This window comes from Paenibacillus hodogayensis (genome assembly GCF_039536325.1).
Lineage (GTDB): Bacteria > Bacillota > Bacilli > Paenibacillales > NBRC-103111 > Paenibacillus_AB > Paenibacillus_AB hodogayensis.
The window spans coordinates 679,290-698,306 of sequence record NZ_BAAAYO010000001.1 but is presented as its reverse complement, the minus strand read 5'-3'; the positions used below and the strand labels follow the sequence as shown (position 1 = coordinate 698,306).

Here is a 19,017-nt window from a genome sequence, read left to right as displayed (position 1 = left end):
AAATTGCGAGTGCCGCAAGCAAGACTGGGGACGATTATTTCCCGGAAGATTGCAACAAGGCGACGAATGCGTCCAACTGTTTCTTGGTCGACAACGGGTCGGTCGTGAAATACGTATTCCAATCCAAATGGTACACCCGGTTGTTTTTCACCGCAGGCAAGCTTTTCCAAATAGCGCTCTCCTGCAGTTCCTTCGCGCGGGCTGCCCCGCCGTCTGTCTCTAGCACGGATAAGAAAATAAGATCGGCCGTGGCAAGCATATCGGGTACGGCCTCCCAAGAAAATTCGAGCTGAGCGAGCTTGGCGTCCAACACTTTTTGCTTGATTGGAAGAGGAGGGGTAAGCTTCAGCACCTGATACATGACATAGCCGCCCATGGCGCTGTCGCCGTAGATGAATTGGTTTTTCGGACGAATATTGACGATGGCCGCCGTCTCGTTCGGTTTAACGATGCCTGCCGCTTTTTTCCGTGCGCTCTCCGCTTTTGCATCGAAGTCTTCCAGCCATGCTTTTGCTTCCGCTTGCTTGCCTAAAATATCGCCGAACACGGTAATTTGCTGGCGAACGTCATATTTTAGCCATGGAATGAAGATCGTCGGAGCGATTTTGGATAGCGGCTCGTACGTATTCTCCACATGCGTGACGATCAGATCGGGATTCAACTGAACGATTTTTTCCAGATTCAAGCCGGTCCAAGGGTCGCCGACGTGCTCGATTCCGGTCCATTCCTTCTCCAGCAACGGGTAAGCGGACCATTCCTTATCCGCCCCGACAGGCTTGACGCCAAGCGCGAGCATGGCCCCGGTATACTGAATCGCAACGATCCGTTTCGGCTGGACGGGGATCGTCGATTTTCCTTTCGCATGCTCAAACTCTCTTACAACCGGTTTTGCCGGTTGCTCTTTGACTGCAGTAGGGGCGATGTCCTCTTTTCCTTGGTTCGAGCAAGCCGCCAATAGGAGAGCGATTAGCATGGCGATTGCGAATAAGCCTCTTTTTCTCCACATAAATACCATTATGACCTTCCTCCTGATAGTGATTCTCATTATCGAGTATGATCATATCAACGACCAGGAACTTTTGCCATGGCAAGTCATAGGAACTTGTTTGGACTATCGTAAGCAAGAAGACGCAGCCATTCGTCCAATTGCCATTCGATGGAGAGAAGATCGTATCCGTGCCACCGTTCCATATGAGCGAGGTGGATGCTGCCCGTGCGGTTGGCCGCATAGGAAAGCCATCGATCGTTGCCCAACAACTGCTCGGTTCGACGTCTCGCCGCCTCGGAATGTTCAACCGCAATCAACAGATGGTCAGCCGCGTAGGCTGGCAGGAGCTCATCCAGCTCGACCGGTATGGACGATTTGTCAGTGGAAGCATGGCGCAGCACATCCGGCATTTTGAGCTGAAGCTCCTCGTAGACCACTTGGCTGCCCATGCCTCGATTTTTATAAACAAAGGATGTTTCCGATCGAATATTAAGGATAGAAACCGTTTGCGCAGCATTGGCGTTTCGATGAATCTGTGCGCGCGCTTGCTCCGCTTTTGCAGCAAACCGGCTTAAACAGTCGGACGCTTCTTGCGCTTTGCCTACGGCGCGGGCGATCGTCCGTAAATGTCCTCTCCAGTCGCTTCCATACCAAGAGATGACCAGCGTCGGGGCTATGCTGCTGTAAAGCCGCAGCTTGTCCGGTGAAATATTATCGAGGCACAGCAGCAAATCGGGCTTCATGCTTCGCAACTCGTCTTCGGCGAAGTCGACCGTCCAGTCTCGGCATTCGCAATCCGCTGCGTCCAACCGTTCCTGATGCTCCCCAAACTTCCAAGGATAACACACCGTGGCAGCGGGGATGACATCAAGCGTCAATAAATGCCGGGTTAGATGGGGATTTAACGATATGATCTTTTTCGGCAATTTGAGGTAGGCTGTCGGGGAAACGCCGACGACTTGCTTAAATTTGCGGCTCAAGTAGTATTCGTCTTTGTAGCCGACTTTTTTCGCTATATCGCTCAACCGTTCCTGACTGCTGACGAGCCGCTCTTGCGCATGGCGAATACGGGTGTGGGTCAAATAGTCGGTTACGCTTTTGCCGCTTATTTTCTTGAATAATTGCGAATAATATTCCGGGCTTAGCATCGCCATCTCGGCCAGCTTATTGCGGGTTAGATCCAGACCGAAATTCAACGCAATATGGCGGATCGTCCGCTGGACGGCTTGCTTCGTAAGCTGGGCGTCGGAATGAGTAGCAGCCTGGATTAGCTCGTACAGCATTTCGTGGAACAGCATCGTTTTCCTGTAGGCGGAGCCGATATCGTGTGCCAAGCTGCACTGATGCAGCCCTTGGGCAAGCTCCAGCATGCGCCCGGGAGAAGGAATGATTAGCTCGCCGGGATCGAGGAAATCGCCGCCTGACGTCTTTTTGTACAGTCGGGTACCGTTAGTCCGTTCGACTTCAATGAGTCTATCGAAAAGGATTCGAAAAAAACCGACTTGGTTGAAGTGCGGACTAACTTTCACGGTAGTGCCGGGCAAGGCCAGAAAGCATTTTCCGATGGAGACGGAATGCTTGTCATCGCCCAGCCATACGACGCCCATCCCTTCGGTAATCACGAGCAAAGTATGTACAGATGCGTCGGCATCGGGAATCATCCACAGTTGTTCGCAGTGAACGGACTCGACACCGAGCAAGTCGCATCGGACATATTGGGTTGCAGGATGGCGATCCGAAGAATCTGTTCGTTCATAGGTCACAATCATCATTCCTTTATGTAAGGACGTTTTAGTGAGAATTATTATCATTTATTGTAATGGAAGTGGGCTTATTGTTCAACGCTCGGCGTATCGAAATGTCGGACCGCTTGCGGTCAACTGTCTGAATCCGAATAAGCGTCAAGCGGGAAAGCGGCATGCGGATGGAGAATAAAGGGAGTGGACGCGTTACAAGCTGTGAATTTCGATTCGAGGAGGAAGTACCATGAGATTATCGCTTCATACGGAGCTTTGCCGCCTGTTCGGCATCCAGTACCCGATCTTTGTTGCGGGAATGGCGGGTGGACCCGGGAACGCGGGGCTTGCTGCCGCCGTATCCAAAGCCGGCGGGCTAGGAACGCTCGGCGCCGCTTATATGGAGCCGGAGGCGATTCGGACAGCGATCCGGGACATTCGCGAGCGCACCTCGGAGCCGTTCGCCGTGAATCTATTTTGCGATCCGCATGGGGACGACAATGCGAGAACGGAAGAAGTTCAGCGGGAGCTTGATCCGATTCGCGAAACGCTCGGGCTGCCGAAGGCGACGAGGGAAGCGGTAAGCTCTCCGGATCGGTTGCCGGAGCAATTCGCCGTTTTGCTGGAAGAGCGGGTACCGGTAATCAGCACGGCTTTTGGTGTGCTGCCTGCGCCGATGATGGAGCAAGCCAAAGCGGCCGGTATCCGCATAGTCGCGATGGCGACGACGGTGGACGAAGCGCTGCTTGTCGAGCAATCGGGATGCGATGCGGTTGTGGCTCAAGGATTCGAGGCCGGCGGGCATCGCGGGACATTCGACGTGTCGCGGCGTCCCCAAGGGGGAGATATCGGCACGATGGCTTTGGTTCCGCAGATGGCGGACGGTGTGCGCATTCCGGTTATTGCGGCGGGAGGGATTATGGACGGGCGCGGACTTGTCGCGGCGTTGGCGCTGGGAGCGCAGGGCGTACAGATGGGCACGCGCTTCCTGACCTCGTCGGAATCCGGCGCCCATCCGGTCTACCAGCGGAAATTGCTCGACAGTACCGAAGACAGCACGGTCGTGACGAGAGCCTTCTCGGGGCGACCGGCCAGAGGGGTTGTCAATGCCTTTATCCGGACGTGGGACAAGAGCGGGATTGCTCCTCTTCCGTTCCCGACACAAAATACGGCGACGAGGGATATCCGAAATGCCGCGGCTGCGCAGCAAAATGCGGAGTATATGTCGTTATGGGCCGGACAAGGGCTGCGGATGCTGACGTCCGGTCAAAGCGCGGAAACGATCGTGCAGGAAACGATGGAGCAGGCCCGTTCGCTGCTGTATGCCGAGAAGGGGTAACTTCGCTTGACCGTATCCTTGAATGAAACCTTTTCTCAATACAAAAATACTTCTTTACTTTTTTTAATTCTTTTATTAAAATAATTATTAATTATCTGCCTTCAGGCAAATGAATTGAATACAAAACGGGATTTTTCCCGTTCCGCATGCTGTTCCCATCCGGGAGCAGCATGTGTCATTTTTAGGGCAATAAAAATGCTAATCATTCTCATCCAAAGGAGCTGAAACGAAATGAAATCTTCGTTCTCATTCGACGCTGCAGACGGTTTGGTACGCGAGCAGGCGTCAAGGTCTTCCTCATCCGGCAAGAAACGCGCGCTTCATTGGATCGGACAATACGGGGAAGGGATCGCCGCTTTGGCAAGCGGAATTCTTATTGCTCTGGCATGGGGACTGGAACAGGCTTCGTATGGATGGTCTGTGGCGATTTACCTGCTTGCTTTTGCTGTCGGCGGCTTCGTCAAAGCGAAGGAAGGTCTTCACACTCTGATCGCGGAGCGGGACTTGGACGTTAATTTGTTGATGATTGTGGCAGCCATCGGCGCGGCCAGCATCGGGTATTGGACGGAAGGTGCGATGCTGATATTCATTTTCTCCATAAGCGGCGCACTGGAAAGCTACACGATGGAGCGGAGCCGTCGGGACTTATCGTCCTTGATGGATGTAAAGCCGGAGACGGCTGCTCGTTACGAGGACGGAGTGGAAACCGTAGTTTCCATTCATCAGCTCGAGGTGGGAGACCTTGTATTGGTGAAGCCGGGCGAACGCATTCCTGCCGACGGCATCGTACAAGAAGGAGTATCCGCCGTCAATCAAGCGTCCATTACAGGGGAATCGATTCCGGTAGATAAAGCGGTCGGGGACGAAGTATACGCCGGCACGTTAAACGGTCAAGGGGCACTTTTTCTTGTAGTTACCAAGCCTAGCGAATCGACTTTGTTCGCCAAAATCATTCGCCTTGTTCAGGAGGCGCAAAGCGAGAAGCCCGCTTCCCAGATGTTTATGGAGCGTTTCGAGCGCATCTACGCGAGGAGCATTATTTTGGCGACGCTGCTGCTGATTGCCGTACCTCCGCTGCTTTTCGGCTCGACCTGGACGGAGACGCTTTATAAAGCCATGGTTTTCCTCGTTGTCGCTTCCCCTTGCGCTTTGGTGGCATCGATTATGCCGGCCGTGCTTTCCGCCATCTCCAACAGCGCGAGAAAAGGACTGCTTTTTAAAGGAGGAGCGCATCTGGAAAACCTCGCCCGGGTTAAAGTCGTAGCCTTCGACAAGACGGGGACGCTTACGAACGGCCGTCCTGAAGTGACCGATCTTATCGCCTTCCAGGGATATACCGAAGACGAAATGCTGCAAGCGGCGGCTTCTATCGAGAGTTTGTCCGAGCATCCGCTTGCGAAAGCCATCGTGCTGAAAGCAAAAGAACGGGAGCTTCCGCTTGAACGGCCGACCGAGCTTCAGGCTCTAACCGGCTGGGGCGTGCAGGCGGAATGGAGAGGGGAGACCTGGAAAATAGGGAAGCCGGTCTTGCTGGGCGAGGGCCTATTAACGGAGCAAATGGAATTCGCGATCGATCGGCTGGAGCAGCAAGGAAAAACCGTAACGGTCATTCACCATGCTCGTGCCGTAGTCGGTATTATCGCGCTTCAGGACAGCATTCGGGAGCAGGCGAAACGAGCCGTTGCCGACATTAGAAAACACGGCGTCGAAGTGGTGATGTTGACCGGGGATCGAAGAAGAACGGCGCAATCCATTGCGAGAGAAGCGGGCATTGATGTGGTGCATGCGGAATTGCTGCCCGAAGATAAGGTGAATTATGTGAAAGAGCTAAAACGAACTTATGGCCAGGTTGCGATGGTAGGCGACGGAATGAACGACACACCCGCGTTGGCGACGGCTACAGTCGGCATCGCCATGGGCGGGGCGGGGAGCGATGCCGCTCTGGAAACGGCTGATCTTGTCCTTATGAACGACGGCATCGAACATATTGCAGCGGCGATCGCGCTGGGCAAACGAACGTCAACGATCGTCAAGCAAAATATGATCTTTGCCGTTACGGTCATCGCTTGCTTGATTACGGCGAATTTTATGGCGGGAATCGCGCTGCCGTGGGGAGTGATAGGGCACGAAGGAAGCACCATTCTCGTCATTTTGAACGGGCTGCGATTATTGCGCGGATAGCGAGTAGTTTTCATTGACCTCTGGAGGAATGGATGATACGATAACAATTATCATTATCGTTATTCCGGTTCGAATCCTTTAAGGGGGATGAAGGATGAACGTGCTCTTCCCGGTGTTTGGTTTTATTGTTGTTGCCGTAAGCAGCTTATGTATTTTTATATCCGTGGAAAACAATAGGCGAACACGCCAGTTTTTTCAGGAAAAAAGAGCGGTTCAAGAGCAAGCCTCATCCGCTTCGAACGGCGAAGCCGTTCATGCGACCTACTAAGTCAACGACACTGGAGCACGCGTCACCGGCTTTTCCCGCGCGTCCATGCTCGATAAAAATCAGGATCGTCCTTTCCCGCAGCTCCGGCTTGCGATGAAACGGCGATCTTTTTTCATGGGCCATCGCGACCGATTTCAGCGGGGCATACTTCGGGACAATCCCGATCCTAACAAACGCGTTGTCCACAAGCTGCCGCAAGCAGGCTCGCGGAATAGGACGCGATCCCTTTTTTTGTCATCCTTTGATCGAATCGGCCTTCCGCACAGCTGCGGAGGGCTATTTTTCTGCTCTTTTTCCAATGCATAAATTTAAATTAACTTGTTATCTGATGCATAAAATTAAACATTGACGAGACGTTTTATGAATAATATAATCCTTGTAAACGCCGAAACACCTTACATTTCCTTCTTTTCCAATGCACAAATCATAATAAGTCGTTTTTATATGCATCGGAAATGGGGCCGGCGGGGATTGCCGCTGATTGACCCGGCGTCATATACAGGATACGGATCAGGATAACCGTGAAGAAGGGGAACTCAAGCATGAAAGCAAGACCGACCAACGAGCAGTTTCGCGAAAAGCTGGAGCAAGTGAAGCTTGCGCTGCGCAATGAAATCATCGACGGAAAATACGTCCCCGGAGACTATTTGCCGTCCGAAGCCGTCTTGGCTTCCGCATTCGGAATGAGCAACCGGTCGCTGCGTAAAGGACTCGAGCTGCTGGTCGAGGAAGGCTGGATCGAGAAAATACCGGGGGTGGGCAACAAAGTAAAAACGCGACAGGCTCGCGTCACGTTAAAGCTCGTCTGCAACAGCATTACGCATCTCAACCTGCTTCTTCCCGAATTATTAAAGCGCTTTCAAGTTGATTATCCGTGGATATCGGTGGAAACCGGGTTGTATTCCGAAATCCCCGGCCCGAACTCGGCCGAAAACGTCGATCTGGTGCTGATCGATAATTTGCAATTCCAGCATGTCGTGGAATGCGGGTACGCTTCGAGACTTGCTCCGATGTCCGCGCATGCCGGCATGTATCCGACGATCTCCCGGTTGTTCGCCATCGATGGACAGCAGTATTTGCAGCCGATCATTTTTTCGCCGATTGTATTGTGCTACAACAAGACTCATTTCCGCGAATGCGGGCTGCAGGAGCCGGATGGTAGCTGGACGTGGGACGATCTGGTGCACCATGCGGAGCTGCTGTCCAATGGCAGCGGACGGTATGGTTTTTGCTTTCATGGGCCGGGCGCGAATCGTTGGCCGGTATTCGTGCTGCAAAGCGGGGAACGATTCGAATGGGAAGGCACAACCCCCAATTCGCTTCGCGGCACGAAGCTGCTGGAGAGCCTGGGGCTGTTCAAATCGATCATCCAAAACCGCCGTATTTTCCCGATGTTCTGGTCCGAGGACAGCCGCGAAATCAACCAGATGTTTCTGGAAGGCAAGCTGTCCATGACGCTGAACAGCTATATGGGCTTCAACCAGTGGATGGACCAGGACCCGGCCAACGTTCCGGACTACGATATTTCCCCCGTTCCTTTTATCGACGAGCCAAGGACGCTCGTCATCGCGCTCGGCCTTGGGGTGGTCCGGCATTCGCTTCATGCGGAGGAGGCGAAGCTGTTTCTGGAATTTTTGACCTCCGAAGCCGTACAGCAATTTATCCGGGACGAGACGAACAGCATTCCGAGTTTGCAAGCGGTACACTCGACGATCGCTCCGGCCGCGTTCAATCGCCCGAACCGGTATCCGCTGTTTCGCGAAATGTTGTTTTCCTACCGCACTTATGGTGACTTGAATATTCCGGCTTCGGCATTCCCGAAGCTGTACCAGCATTTAAAAGCTTATTGGGCCAATATTATCGACGAGGACGAGCTGGGAGAGAGGATCGACAAAGTTCGTTTCGGCGAGCAGTAAGACCGTTTAGACCCGGCAGCATGACGTCCAGAAGAAAGCATCACTATAAACCGTATGTACCAATGGGGAGGTTATCGATTGTGAGTATGAAATGGACGGGTTACGTGTCCGCATTGGCGGCGACGATGGTCGTATTGGCGGGCTGCGGCGGAGGAAATGGCGGACAGCCGGAGGGCAGCGGACAGGCGACCGGCGGGGAGACGAAGAAGGGGGAAACAAGCGTCCCGCAAAGACCGGCCCGGTCGGGACCGCTGGAAATTACGATGTATTCCGCCGGAGCTGCCGTCACGCAGGAGGGTTTCAACGACATGTACGGCGACGCGCTGCGCAAAAAATTTCCCGATGTCAAATTTACGTTCATCCCGAAGGCGAAAGGCTCGGAAATTCAGGATCTGGTCACCTCCGGCACGACGGTCGACGTCATCTTCGATTCGATCGGTTATCAGGCTACGCTGAAAAATTTGGATCTCCAGACGGACTTGACTCCGCTCATCAAAAATTTCAATCTCGACCTGAACAAATTCGAGCAGACGACGATCGATTACCAGCGGAACAACGGAAACGGCTCCATTCGGGGGTTGCCCGTCTGGACGGCTACGGCCGGCTTGTACTACAACAAGGACATCTTCGATAAATTCGGCGTCGCGTACCCGAAGGACGGCATGACTTGGAGCGAGCTGCTCGAGCTGAGCAAGAAGCTTACCCGCCAGGACGGGGGCATTCAGTACGTCGGGTTTGTGACGAGCCAGGCGAGCCAGGCGACGACCAACCAGCTCGGGCTGAAATTCATCGATCCGAAAACCGGGAAAACGCAGCTGGAAAGCGACGGCTGGAAAAAGGTGCTGAATACGCTCGTGCCGTTTTATCAAATTCCCGGACCGGTATGGGATAGCAATACGATTGCGGTTGCGGCTCAGCGGGCGATGTTCGAAAAGGATCGCACGGCGGCGATGTATACGAATTACAGCGGCGGTACGCCTCCGGCCGATATGAATTGGGACATCGTGTCGGTGCCGTATTATGACGAAGCCAAAGGGGTTGGTGCGCAGTCGTATCCGGCTTACTTATCGATTTCGAGGATGAGCAAAAACCCGAATTTGGCGTTCGAGGTGATCGAATTCCTCGTGTCGGAGCCTTACCAGCTGGAAAACACGCAGAAGGGCCGGGCTACCGTGCTGAACAACCCGGATATCCTGAAGCAATACGGCGCGAACGACGCCAAATTCAAAGGGAAAAACATAGCGGCCATGTTCCCGCCCAAACGCGCGGTGCTCGGAGATTATACGCCCGAGGACACGGCGGCTTCGGCCCAATTTTCCAACGCGTTCAATGCGGTCGTGATCGGGCATAAGGATGTCAACACGGCGCTTCGCGAAGCGGCGGAAGCGGCCGACAAAGCGATCGAAGCGCTGCGTGCGGCGAAAAAATAGCAACGCGGATGGCGGCCGAATGGCGGAAGCCGGACGGTTATATATTTCCGTCAACGGGCGGGACGCATTATCCGTTAAGAACAGGCGCAGCCAGGGTAACTTGGCATGCGTCTTTTTTTGTGCCTGTCGATACAAAAAGGAATAGGTTGACTTTTATTATTTATCCTAATATTATTATAAATATATTTATGATAAATAAAAATAGCTGTTATTGCTTTGGAGCAAATACGGGACGGGGAGGCAAAGAGCTGTTATGCATATCGTATCAATCGTAGTGCAATCCATACTGGCGCTCGGGTTTCTTCTGTTCGGCTTGATGAAGTTCGGCTCCCGGCAGATGGTGGAAGAATTCAAGCGCCATCGGTTTCCCGCCGCTTTCCGCTTGTTTACCGGCTTCGTGGAGGTAGCGGCTGCGGTGCTTCTCGTCATCGGGATATGGAACGACCGGATAGCGGCCATCGGGGGAGCGGTCCTGGTCGTGACCATGATCGGGGCCGTTCTGACCCATGTGCGTTCGAAGGACCCGGCGTCCAAGCTGAGCATGCCCTTTATACTACTCGTTCTCGCACTTGTGGTATTATTGATAAATTGGGGGGCATTGGCCGGTTAAATCCACTTCAGGAATCCCCCTTTAGCTTCTGGCAAAGGTGGTATCGGGAAAATGAACGTCAACGAGAACAACCATGAGTTGGACTTGCGGCTGCTTCGCATTTACATGAAATCCGTGAAATCTGTCTTCGATGTGTTAAAGCAAGATATCCATAGCTATGATCTCGATATGGGAGCGTTCCATATCTTGGAATTCCTTTATCATAAGGGGCCTCACCCGATTCAAAAAATAGGCGATAAATTTTCCATCCCGAGCGGCAGCGTAACTTACGTGGTCGATAAGCTGGAGAAAAAAGGGCTGGTTCACCGCGAATTGAGCCCGGAGGACCGGAGACTGGTTCTGGTCAAGCTGACCGATGCGGGGCAGGAGCTGCTTGACGATATTTTTCCCAAGCATACGTCGACCATAGCGCATCTGTTTTCCGTCTTGACCGATGAGGACAAGCAGCAGCTAACCGAATTGTTGAAAAAAATAGGGCTGCACGCTGCCGGTTTGGAAGGCGCGTGCAGCGAGAAGACGCGCTCTAAACGCCAAGATTCCTGACCCGTGAAGGGGGTGATCGAAGCCCGAATTCGCCGCAGTACCAAATCCCAAAACATATCATATACATCACGAAGGAGAATCATACAATGGCTAATGTCTTATTCGTAAAAGCAAACGACCGTCCGGCCGAGCAAGCGGTCAGCGTAAAAATGTATGAAGCGTTTCTGGCGTCTTACAAGGAATCGCATCCCCACGATGCCGTAACCGAATTGGATTTGTTTCAAGAAGAGCTGCCTTCTTACGGGAATACCGCCATTACGGGATTATATAAATTAAGTCAAGGATGGCCGCTCACTCCCGAGGAGGAGTCTGTGACGACGGCCGTTAACCGTTATCTGGAACAGTTCCTTGCCGCGGATAAAGTCGTTTTTGCTTTTCCGTTGTGGAATTTTATGGCCCCGGCGCCTTTGATCACTTATTTTTCTTATTTGGCGCAGGCCGGCAAAACGTTCAAATATACGGCTGAAGGCCCGGTCGGGCTCGTGCCGGACAAGAAAGTGGCGCTGCTGAACGCCCGCGGCGGAGTCTATTCCGTCGAACCGATGGCGTCCATCGAATCGGCCGTGAAACCGCTGAAAGCGTCCCTCGGACTATTCGGCATCAAGGCGGAGGAATGGATTATTGAAGGGCACAATCAATTCAAGGACCGCTCCGAGTCGATCATTGCAGACGGCCTGGAGCAAGTCGCCAAGGCGGCAGCTTCTTTTTAAACGCAGCAGAACAAATATAACGAAACCGCCAGGGAACTGTATGCTCCCTGACGGTTATTTTTTTGCTTTTATCGGGCTGTCTTTGCGCCGATGCGTTTCTTCGGCAGTTCCATTGTACCGGATTCCCGGTAGCTGGTAGGGCTTATGCCGCTATGATGGCGGAAAAACTTCGTGAAATAATCGGGATGTATGCCGACGTTTTCGGCAATCTCGTTCATGTGCAGCTTGGTGGAGGATAGCAGCGTACATGCTCGTTCGTAGCGCATTTTGGCGATAAACTGCATCGGCGAATAGCCGATCATCGACTTGAATACTTGAATGAAATAATGAGGGTGGAAATGAACGAGCCGGGCCAGATCATCCACATTGAGCCGGTCGGCCAGATGCGCATTCATATGCTCCAATATGCGGTTTATGCATTGTACATCGAAATGGCCGGTATCTTGCAGCACAAGCGTCGGATTTTTCTCAATAAAGTAGCATAAAATTTGCTGAAGCGTCGATTTGACGCGCAGATCGGATGTTATCCCCTTCTTGGTGAAATTTTCGGTTAGCTCCTGAAATTGCTTTTCAATGAGCGCTTTATCGTCGACCTCGATCATCGTCGACATATGCAGCAAATCGAACAGCCGTGTCCCGCCGATCGTTGAAGTGAAATGACAATAATATTTGACGAACTGCTCTTTATTATAGGACATCGTCGATATCGTCGACCCGGCCGGCAGCAGGACGAGCTTTCCCGAAGTCGGGCAAATGTTTTGGCCGTTTACCCAAATATTGCAGCGGCCGGACACGATGTAATAAATCATATTGTACTCATAGCTCAAATTATGATGAACCCACTCTGCTCCAAGCTGACGATACGAGGATAAGCGAATATCGGTCTGTAAGTTCGCCAAGTAATTGCCGAAGTTTTCCATCTGTCGTTGTCTCGGCTGCATTCATCATTCCCCCTATCCTGTAATGCTTGAGAGCGCTTGCATATAGTCAGAGTGATGTCTTCACTTGCATTATAACGCTGCGCTTTCATTGCCGTACAGAGGCATTTTCATATTTCAACCTATGTTTCCGTTCCATGTTAGATTCCTGATACGTTATTGCAGGTTGCAAAATTCGAAGCTGAATTTTTTCCAGGTCGGCCTGACTGTTTTCCCTATGTTTTCCATAGATAATTTTTATAATGAGAAGTATGGACGGTGGTGATGCGCAGGGCGGCGGGAGTAACCGAATAGCGATAGACAGAGAATCAATCGGATAAGTGCGAAAAACCTCTGGAGCTAACATGGCTAACTATGTTCCTGGAGGGGTATGTATGGGATATCATAAACGGTGGTTAAAGACAGCGGCGCTTATCGCCGTAGCGGGCACACTATTGCCGGCATGCAGCTCGGGCAGCTCAAGCGGTACGGGCACTACTCCCAAAGATCAGCCTGGCGCAGCCGAACCGGCCAAAGAAACGCCGCCGCAGCCGATTACGCTGAAGGTCATGAACGGTTTGTTCAACGAAAAGGATTGGAAGACGATTGTCGTCGATCCGTTAAAGAAAAAATTTCCCCATATTACGCTTGATCCGGGTTCAGGCCAAGTGAACACGGGCGCCCAAGCTACAGTCGAGCAAATCATTGCAACCGGAAACGTACCGGATATCGTGTTGAGCGGCGTTGCGCAATCGGCGATTATGGCTCCGCTCGGTTTGGCGCAAGACTTAGCTCCGCTGATCAAGAAAAATAAGGTCGATTTGAGCAAGTATGATAACACGACGATAGAGACACTGAATAAATATTCGCCATTATTTAATATGGAAACGGTTACATTGCCGTTGTATATCAATTTTAAGGTGATGGTGTTTAACAAAGATTTGTTCGATAAATTTGCCGTCCCGTATCCGACCAACCATATGACCCATCAGGATGCGATCGAGCTGTCCAAAAAGCTGACCCGTATGGACGGGGGCGTTCAGTATTACGGCTATAACGCGGACAGTCATATTACGCTGGGCGGTCAATATTCGCTGAAACTGATCGATCTGAAAACGAATAAAGTAACGCTGCAAGGGTACGAGAAGGTGTTCCCGATTATTAAAGAAGCCCAGTCGCTTCCCGGCATGAAAGGCGTATCGGCATCGAAAGCATTTTATACCGATAAGTCGCTCGCGATGCATGTAGATTGGCTGGCGACGGTCGTGGCCAATGCCGCCACGTTTAAGGATATGAAGTGGGGCATGGTGACGTATCCGGAGCATAAAGACAGCCGGTACCAAACCGAGGTCGATTTCCATAGCACATACGTGACGAAAACGACCAAATATCCGAACGAAGCTTTCCAAGTGATCAACTGGATGCTCGAAAACGAAGAAATTCAAAGCTTGATTACGCGCTCGGGCAAAATTACAGTGCAAAAAAATAAAGACATTATTTCGCAATGGGGCAGAGATTCCGGTCTTGGCAACGACGAGACCGTCAAAGCGATACTGGAAACGAAGATGGCGCCAGCGCACGATATTCACCCGTCGGACCGAAAGGCGAACGTGCTCGCTCCATTGAACACCGCTTATACGGATTATTTAAACGGAACCAAAGATTTGAACGCCGCTTTGCGGGACGCGCAAGAGGAGATGCAAAAGCAAGTCGATACGGAGCTCGGCAAATAACGGATTGAAACCAAATTTGCTGCACAAAGGGGTTTGACAGATGTCGATAAAACGAGTTCGTTTAGCCGTCGTGGGCGGAAACCGCGGTTTTAGCTATCACCAAACATGCCTTAACTTGCCTGAACTCGTAGAGGTGAATGCGATCTGCGATTTGAATGATGCGGTGTTCGCGAAGTGGAAAGAAAAGTTTCCGGACATTCGCACCTTCACCAGCTTTGAGAAACTGCTGGACGATCCGGATATCGACGCGGTTTTACTCGCGACGCCTATGCAGGTTCATGCCAGCCAAGCGGTACAAGCGATGAAGGCGGGCAAGCATGTGCTGTGCGAAGTAGCATCGGCGATGACGATCGAAGAAAGCTGGGAGCTAGTGGAGACGGTGGAGCATACCGGCGCGGTTTATATGCTGGCGGAAAACTTCTGCTATACGCGCACGGCGATGCTCATTCGCAACATGGCCGAGAGCGGTACATTTGGCGAACTGACTCATGCGGAATGCGGCTATGTACACGATGTGCGGACCGCGACGCATGACCATGAAGGGAATATCAAATGGCGCGGCGAGATGATGCGGGACTTCAACGGCAACAACTACCCGACGCATTCGCTCGGACCGGTGCAGCAATGGCTCGGCATCAATCGCAGCGATTCGTACGACTACATGACGACGATCGTGTCCAAACCGTCATCCCAGGCCAATTATTTCAACGAAATATTCGGTCCGGGCCATCCAGGCTCGAAGCCGGAGTTTTGGAAGCAGGGGGATTCCTGCCTATCGCTTATTCGCACCAAGGAAGGAGCGGTCATCTATTTGCGCAATGACTTTTCCTCGCCGCGCCCTTTTAACTATTTGTATTACGGGCTGCAAGGTACGAAAGGCTCATACGTCTCGGGCCGGGACATCCACGAAGAGCCGCTCATCTGGCTGGACGGACGGAAGCCAGGCAAGTCGTATCAAGGCAACGTGTCGTGGTCGAAGCTGTCCGAATATGCCGACGAGTTCGAGCATCCGTGGTGGCAAGACGAAGCGGAGCGGGAAAAGGCGATCGATTCGGCGCGATTCGGCGACTATTTCGTCATGAAGGAGTTCGTCAGCGCCATTCTCGAAAAGCGCCAGCCGGATTTTGACGTATACGATTCGGTCGCGGTCAGCTCGATCTTGCCGCTGTCGGTCGCATCGGTTGCGCAAAACGGGTATCCCGTGAAATTCCCGGACTTTACCAAAAACAAAAAAAGAGGCGATGAAGGAAGATGAAGCTTGGAATCGGATTGCACTGCTTGCGGCAAGCGCTCGCAGCCGGGCAAATGACGCCGCTCGATGTGATCGAATGGATTGCCGAAGCGGGCGGGGAGCATGTCGAGATCGTCCCTGTCGGGTTCGATTTGCTGGAGCAGCCCGAGCTCGCCGACGCCATCCGCGACAAGGCAGAGCAAGTCGGTATTGCCGTATCGAATTATTGCGTGCCTGTGAACTTCATTACGCAGGACGAAGCAAGCTTCGAGCAACTGATCGAAAAAGTAAAGCGCCATGTCGACGTAACGACGCGGCTCGGCGCCAAGCTGATGCGTCATGATGTCGCGTCGCGGCCGATCGGCGATGCAACGATTGTGAACTTTAATCGCGACTTGCCGAAGCTGGCGGAGGCATGCCGGCGCATTGCCGACTATGCGGCGCAATACGGCATTACGACGAGTGTGGAAAACCACGGGTACTATGTGCAGGCGAGCGAACGCGTACAAGCGCTCGTGCACGCGGTGAACCGCGACAATTACCGGACGACGCTTGATACCGGCAATTTCCTCTGCGTGGACGAAGATCCGCTTATCGGGGTACGCAACAATATCGGCATCGCTTCGATGGTTCACTTGAAAGACTTTTACATCCGTACCCCGGATCGCAGTCCGGGCGACAAGCTTCCCGGTTGGCTGAGGACGGCCGGAGGCAATCAGCTGCGCGGCTCGATCGTCGGGCAGGGCGATATTGCCGTGCGCGAGGTGATCCGTACGATCAAAAGCTCCGGCTACGACGGGTATGTCTCGATTGAGTTCGAAGGCGTGGAAGAATGCCGCAGCGCGACGAAGCAAGGGTTCGACTACGTCAAGCGCGTATGGGACGAGGTGTAGGAAATTGAACGTATTGGCGATAGGCGCCCATCCCGACGATATCGAAATTTCATGCGCCGGTACTTTGGCAAAGCTCGTCAAAGCCGGCCACCAAGTGACGATCTGTCACGCCAGCGACGGGGATAAGGGGCATTACCGGATACCGCCCGAAGAGCTGATCCCGATTCGCCAAAGGGAAGCGAGGCAGGCTGGAGCGATCATCGGCAGCGAAGTGATCTCGCTCGGCATGCGCGACGGGAACATATTGGCCGATCATGAGGGCAATCGGCAAATGTTTATCGATATGCTGTGCCGCGTGCAGCCGGACATGGTCATTACGCATACGCCGAACGATTATATGCCCGACCATTTGTCGGTGAGCAAGCTCGTGTTCGATACGACTTTTTTGGCGACGCTGCCGAAAGCTTCCAAGCAGTATCCGAACTGCGCCAAAGTGCCTTCGCTGTTCTATATGGACAATTTATCCGGGCTCGATTTTCAGCCTACGCTGTACGTCGACATTACGGAGACGATGGAAACGAAGACGGAGATGCTGCGGCAGCATCAAAGCCAGCTCGTTTGGCTAAAGGAGCACGATAACGTCGACGTTGTCGATATGATGGTGACGTTAGGCAAGTTTCGCGGCGTTCAGGCAGGCTGTACGTTCGCCGAAGGGTTTATCCAGCACATGGTATGGACGCGTCCGAACGCGGTGCGCTTCCCGGTGTAGCCATACGGTATAGATCACCAATTAAAAGGGAGATGTGGGAATGATGGCGACTACGAAATTTGCGATTGTCGGTTCAGGCTGGGTAGCGGGAGAATATTTGAAAGCGATCCATGCGCGCAAAGATGCCGAGGTATACAGCATCGTGTCCCCGAATGCGGAACGCGCGCAGCAACGATTGAACGATTACGGCATCGAAGCCCGCGTTGTCACCTCTTACGAGCAAGCGGTCAGCGACCCGAATGTCGACGCCGTCGTGCTCTGCTCCACGCCGGATATTCGCGCCGAACAGGCGGCGCTGGCCGCTAAGAACGGCAAACATATCGTCATTGAAAAACCGATGACGATGGAACGCCAAGGTTTGGAAATCATGGCCGACGCCATCTCGAAAAACCCGGTCAAGACGGTCGTCAGCTTCGTGCTGCGCTGGAATCCGATGTTCGAATCGACGAAGGCGCTTATCGACGACGACGCGCTCGGACGCGTCTACATGGCGCAAATCGACTACTGGCATCATATCGGTCCGAAATATGTGCAGTACAGCTGGAGCAAGACGAAGGAGCTAGGCGGCAGCAGCATTTTGTCCGCGGGCTGTCATGCCGTTGACGCCGTGCGCCACTTTGCCGGCGACGTGACGGAAGTCATGGCATACAGCTGTCGCACATGGGCCGATTCCGACTATGAGTTCGATCCGAACTCGATCGCCATTTTTAAGATGAAAAACGGAGGCCTCGGCAAAGTATCCGCTTCGATCGAGTGCAAGACGCCTTACCGGTTCAACGTCCATCTGCTCGGCGAAAAAGGTACGATTATGGACAATAAAGTATACACCCATAAGCTGCCGGGCCAGTCGGACTTCGCGACCGTGCCGACGATCTTGCCGGATAGCGGCGACGTCTCTCATCATCCGTTCGCTATGGAAATGGCCGATTTCATGAACGCCATCCATACGAATACGACGACGCGCTGCGACTTCTTCGAAGGCTACAAATCGATGCAGGTCAGCTTCGCCATCGACGAATCGTGCCGAACCGGCCAAAAGGTCGTCATCCTGTGACGAGACTCGCCGGCAAAGTCGCACTCGTAACCGGGGGATCGCTCGGCATCGGCCGGGCGATTGCCCACGCTTTTTCCCGCGAAGGGGCCAAGGTGGCGATATGCGGACGAGGCAAAGCGGCGCTCGAGCTAACGGTGGAGGAAATTCGCCAGTCGGGCGGCGAAGCGCTCGCCTTCGAGGCAGACGTGCAGCATCCCGAGCCGGTTGACGCGATGGTGGACGCTGTGCTGGGGGCGTGGGGACGCCTCGATGTGCTTGTGCATAACGCAGGCGTCAATGCGCCGGTGCCGTTTCTTGAAATGCCGCTTTCCCAGTGGGATCGGCATATCCACATTAATTTGCGCGGCACGTTTATCGTCGCTCAGCGGGTATGCAAGGAGATGGTTGCCCGCAAGCAGCCCGGCTCGATCATCTTCATGTCGAGCGTGAACGGGCTGGCGGCCGAAGCGAATCTGGCGCATTACAACGCCTCCAAAGGCGGCATGAATCTGCTCGCCATGTCGATCGCGCTGGAGCTGGCGCCGTTCGGCATCCGCTGCAACGCGTTATGTCCGGGCTTCATCGAGACGCGGCTGACGAAGCCGGTCATCGACAACGCTCCGGCGATCGCCGACTATTTGCGCACGATCCCGATGGGCCGGGTCGGGCAGCCGGAAGAGATCGCCGATGCGGCGCTGTTTTTGGCGGGAGACGAGTCCCGTTACGTGACCGGGCATTGTCTCGTTGTCGACGGCGGTCAACTGATCAGGCTATCGTAAA

The 19,017-nt window shown here is 53.2% G+C and carries 17 protein-coding genes; 14 read left to right on the top strand and 3 right to left on the bottom strand.

The genetic code is table 11. The annotated features are described in order from the left end of the window. Positions 1-34 precede the first annotated feature (34 nt). Together ABD796_RS02690 and ABD796_RS02685 are read right to left on the bottom strand one after the other, a co-directional pair. The gene (locus ABD796_RS02690) at positions 35-1,015 is read right to left on the bottom strand and encodes an ABC transporter substrate-binding protein (protein ID WP_344902428.1); all 981 of its coding nucleotides are present in this window, start codon (positions 1,013-1,015) and stop codon (positions 35-37) included. Positions 1,016-1,092: 77 nt separating this feature from the next. Then, complete coding sequence (locus ABD796_RS02685) at positions 1,093-2,751, bottom strand: helix-turn-helix domain-containing protein (RefSeq protein WP_344902425.1); 1,659 nt, start codon at positions 2,749-2,751, stop codon at positions 1,093-1,095. 223 nt (positions 2,752-2,974) lie between these two features. On the opposite strand from ABD796_RS02685, the gene ABD796_RS02680 reads away from it, so the two are divergent. The 8 genes from ABD796_RS02680 to ABD796_RS02645 all read left to right on the top strand — a co-directional run bounded on the left by ABD796_RS02680 (position 2,975) and on the right by ABD796_RS02645 (position 11,721). Beyond that, positions 2,975-4,063 (top strand): NAD(P)H-dependent flavin oxidoreductase, encoded by a 1,089-nt coding sequence (locus ABD796_RS02680; protein ID WP_344902422.1) that lies wholly within the window; start codon positions 2,975-2,977, stop codon positions 4,061-4,063. Between the two features lie 231 nt (positions 4,064-4,294). After that, positions 4,295-6,244, top strand: coding sequence for a heavy metal translocating P-type ATPase (locus tag ABD796_RS02675; protein WP_344902419.1), 1,950 nt, complete (start codon positions 4,295-4,297; stop codon positions 6,242-6,244). A gap of 94 nt (positions 6,245-6,338) precedes the next feature. After that, on the top strand, positions 6,339-6,512 hold the full coding sequence (locus ABD796_RS02670; protein WP_344902416.1) for a hypothetical protein: 174 nt from the start codon (positions 6,339-6,341) through the stop codon (positions 6,510-6,512). Positions 6,513-7,054: 542 nt separating this feature from the next. Next, positions 7,055-8,428: an extracellular solute-binding protein gene (locus ABD796_RS02665; protein ID WP_344902413.1), complete on the top strand. Its 1,374-nt coding sequence runs from the start codon at positions 7,055-7,057 to the stop codon at positions 8,426-8,428. An 86-nt stretch (positions 8,429-8,514) separates the two neighbouring features. Further along, a complete protein-coding gene (locus ABD796_RS02660; RefSeq protein WP_344904175.1) occupies positions 8,515-9,858 on the top strand; it encodes an extracellular solute-binding protein in 1,344 nt (447 codons plus the stop codon). A gap of 253 nt (positions 9,859-10,111) precedes the next feature. After that, positions 10,112-10,468 carry a DoxX family protein gene (locus ABD796_RS02655; protein WP_344902410.1) on the top strand — a complete coding sequence of 119 codons (357 nt, stop codon included), beginning with the start codon at positions 10,112-10,114 and terminating at the stop codon, positions 10,466-10,468. Between the two features lie 51 nt (positions 10,469-10,519). Further along, entirely contained in the window at positions 10,520-11,011 is a 492-nt protein-coding gene (locus tag ABD796_RS02650) for a MarR family winged helix-turn-helix transcriptional regulator (protein ID WP_344902407.1), read from the top strand. Positions 11,012-11,097: 86 nt separating this feature from the next. Then, positions 11,098-11,721 carry an FMN-dependent NADH-azoreductase gene (locus ABD796_RS02645; protein WP_344902404.1) on the top strand — a complete coding sequence of 208 codons (624 nt, stop codon included), beginning with the start codon at positions 11,098-11,100 and terminating at the stop codon, positions 11,719-11,721. A 68-nt stretch (positions 11,722-11,789) separates the two neighbouring features. Here the strand turns inward: ABD796_RS02645 and ABD796_RS02640 are convergent, their stop codons facing one another. Further along, entirely contained in the window at positions 11,790-12,662 is an 873-nt protein-coding gene (locus tag ABD796_RS02640) for an AraC family transcriptional regulator (protein ID WP_344902401.1), read from the bottom strand. 371 nt (positions 12,663-13,033) lie between these two features. On the opposite strand from ABD796_RS02640, the gene ABD796_RS02635 reads away from it, so the two are divergent. From ABD796_RS02635 to ABD796_RS02610, 6 genes are read left to right on the top strand one after another with little or no spacing between them, the layout of a single operon-like run. After that, a complete protein-coding gene (locus ABD796_RS02635) occupies positions 13,034-14,371 on the top strand; it encodes an ABC transporter substrate-binding protein (protein ID WP_344902398.1) in 1,338 nt (445 codons plus the stop codon). Positions 14,372-14,411: 40 nt separating this feature from the next. After that, on the top strand, positions 14,412-15,626 hold the full coding sequence (locus tag ABD796_RS02630) for a Gfo/Idh/MocA family protein (protein WP_344902394.1): 1,215 nt from the start codon (positions 14,412-14,414) through the stop codon (positions 15,624-15,626). Further along, positions 15,623-16,495: a sugar phosphate isomerase/epimerase family protein gene (locus ABD796_RS02625; RefSeq protein WP_344902391.1), complete on the top strand. Its 873-nt coding sequence runs from the start codon at positions 15,623-15,625 to the stop codon at positions 16,493-16,495. Before ABD796_RS02630 ends, ABD796_RS02625 begins: the two co-directional genes overlap by 4 nt. A gap of 4 nt (positions 16,496-16,499) precedes the next feature. After that, positions 16,500-17,204 (top strand): PIG-L deacetylase family protein, encoded by a 705-nt coding sequence (locus ABD796_RS02620; RefSeq protein ID WP_344902388.1) that lies wholly within the window; start codon positions 16,500-16,502, stop codon positions 17,202-17,204. Positions 17,205-17,244: 40 nt separating this feature from the next. After that, complete coding sequence (locus tag ABD796_RS02615) at positions 17,245-18,258, top strand: Gfo/Idh/MocA family protein (protein WP_344902385.1); 1,014 nt, start codon at positions 17,245-17,247, stop codon at positions 18,256-18,258. After that, the gene (locus ABD796_RS02610; RefSeq protein WP_344902382.1) at positions 18,255-19,016 is read left to right on the top strand and encodes an SDR family NAD(P)-dependent oxidoreductase; all 762 of its coding nucleotides are present in this window, start codon (positions 18,255-18,257) and stop codon (positions 19,014-19,016) included. Before ABD796_RS02615 ends, ABD796_RS02610 begins: the two co-directional genes overlap by 4 nt. Position 19,017: the final 1 nt, after the last annotated feature.

Coding starts and splice junctions, on each gene's coding strand:
- ABD796_RS02690 (WP_344902428.1), bottom strand. CDS start 1,015: ATGGTATTTATGTGGAGAAAAAGAGGCTTATTCGCAATCGCCATGCTA.
- ABD796_RS02680 (WP_344902422.1), top strand. CDS start 2,975: ATGAGATTATCGCTTCATACGGAGCTTTGCCGCCTGTTCGGCATCCAG.
- ABD796_RS02675 (WP_344902419.1), top strand. CDS start 4,295: ATGAAATCTTCGTTCTCATTCGACGCTGCAGACGGTTTGGTACGCGAG.
- ABD796_RS02670 (WP_344902416.1), top strand. CDS start 6,339: ATGAACGTGCTCTTCCCGGTGTTTGGTTTTATTGTTGTTGCCGTAAGC.
- ABD796_RS02665 (WP_344902413.1), top strand. CDS start 7,055: ATGAAAGCAAGACCGACCAACGAGCAGTTTCGCGAAAAGCTGGAGCAA.
- ABD796_RS02660 (WP_344904175.1), top strand. CDS start 8,515: ATGAAATGGACGGGTTACGTGTCCGCATTGGCGGCGACGATGGTCGTA.
- ABD796_RS02655 (WP_344902410.1), top strand. CDS start 10,112: ATGCATATCGTATCAATCGTAGTGCAATCCATACTGGCGCTCGGGTTT.
- ABD796_RS02650 (WP_344902407.1), top strand. CDS start 10,520: ATGAACGTCAACGAGAACAACCATGAGTTGGACTTGCGGCTGCTTCGC.
- ABD796_RS02645 (WP_344902404.1), top strand. CDS start 11,098: ATGGCTAATGTCTTATTCGTAAAAGCAAACGACCGTCCGGCCGAGCAA.
- ABD796_RS02640 (WP_344902401.1), bottom strand. CDS start 12,662: ATGCAGCCGAGACAACGACAGATGGAAAACTTCGGCAATTACTTGGCG.
- ABD796_RS02635 (WP_344902398.1), top strand. CDS start 13,034: ATGGGATATCATAAACGGTGGTTAAAGACAGCGGCGCTTATCGCCGTA.
- ABD796_RS02630 (WP_344902394.1), top strand. CDS start 14,412: ATGTCGATAAAACGAGTTCGTTTAGCCGTCGTGGGCGGAAACCGCGGT.
- ABD796_RS02625 (WP_344902391.1), top strand. CDS start 15,623: ATGAAGCTTGGAATCGGATTGCACTGCTTGCGGCAAGCGCTCGCAGCC.
- ABD796_RS02615 (WP_344902385.1), top strand. CDS start 17,245: ATGATGGCGACTACGAAATTTGCGATTGTCGGTTCAGGCTGGGTAGCG.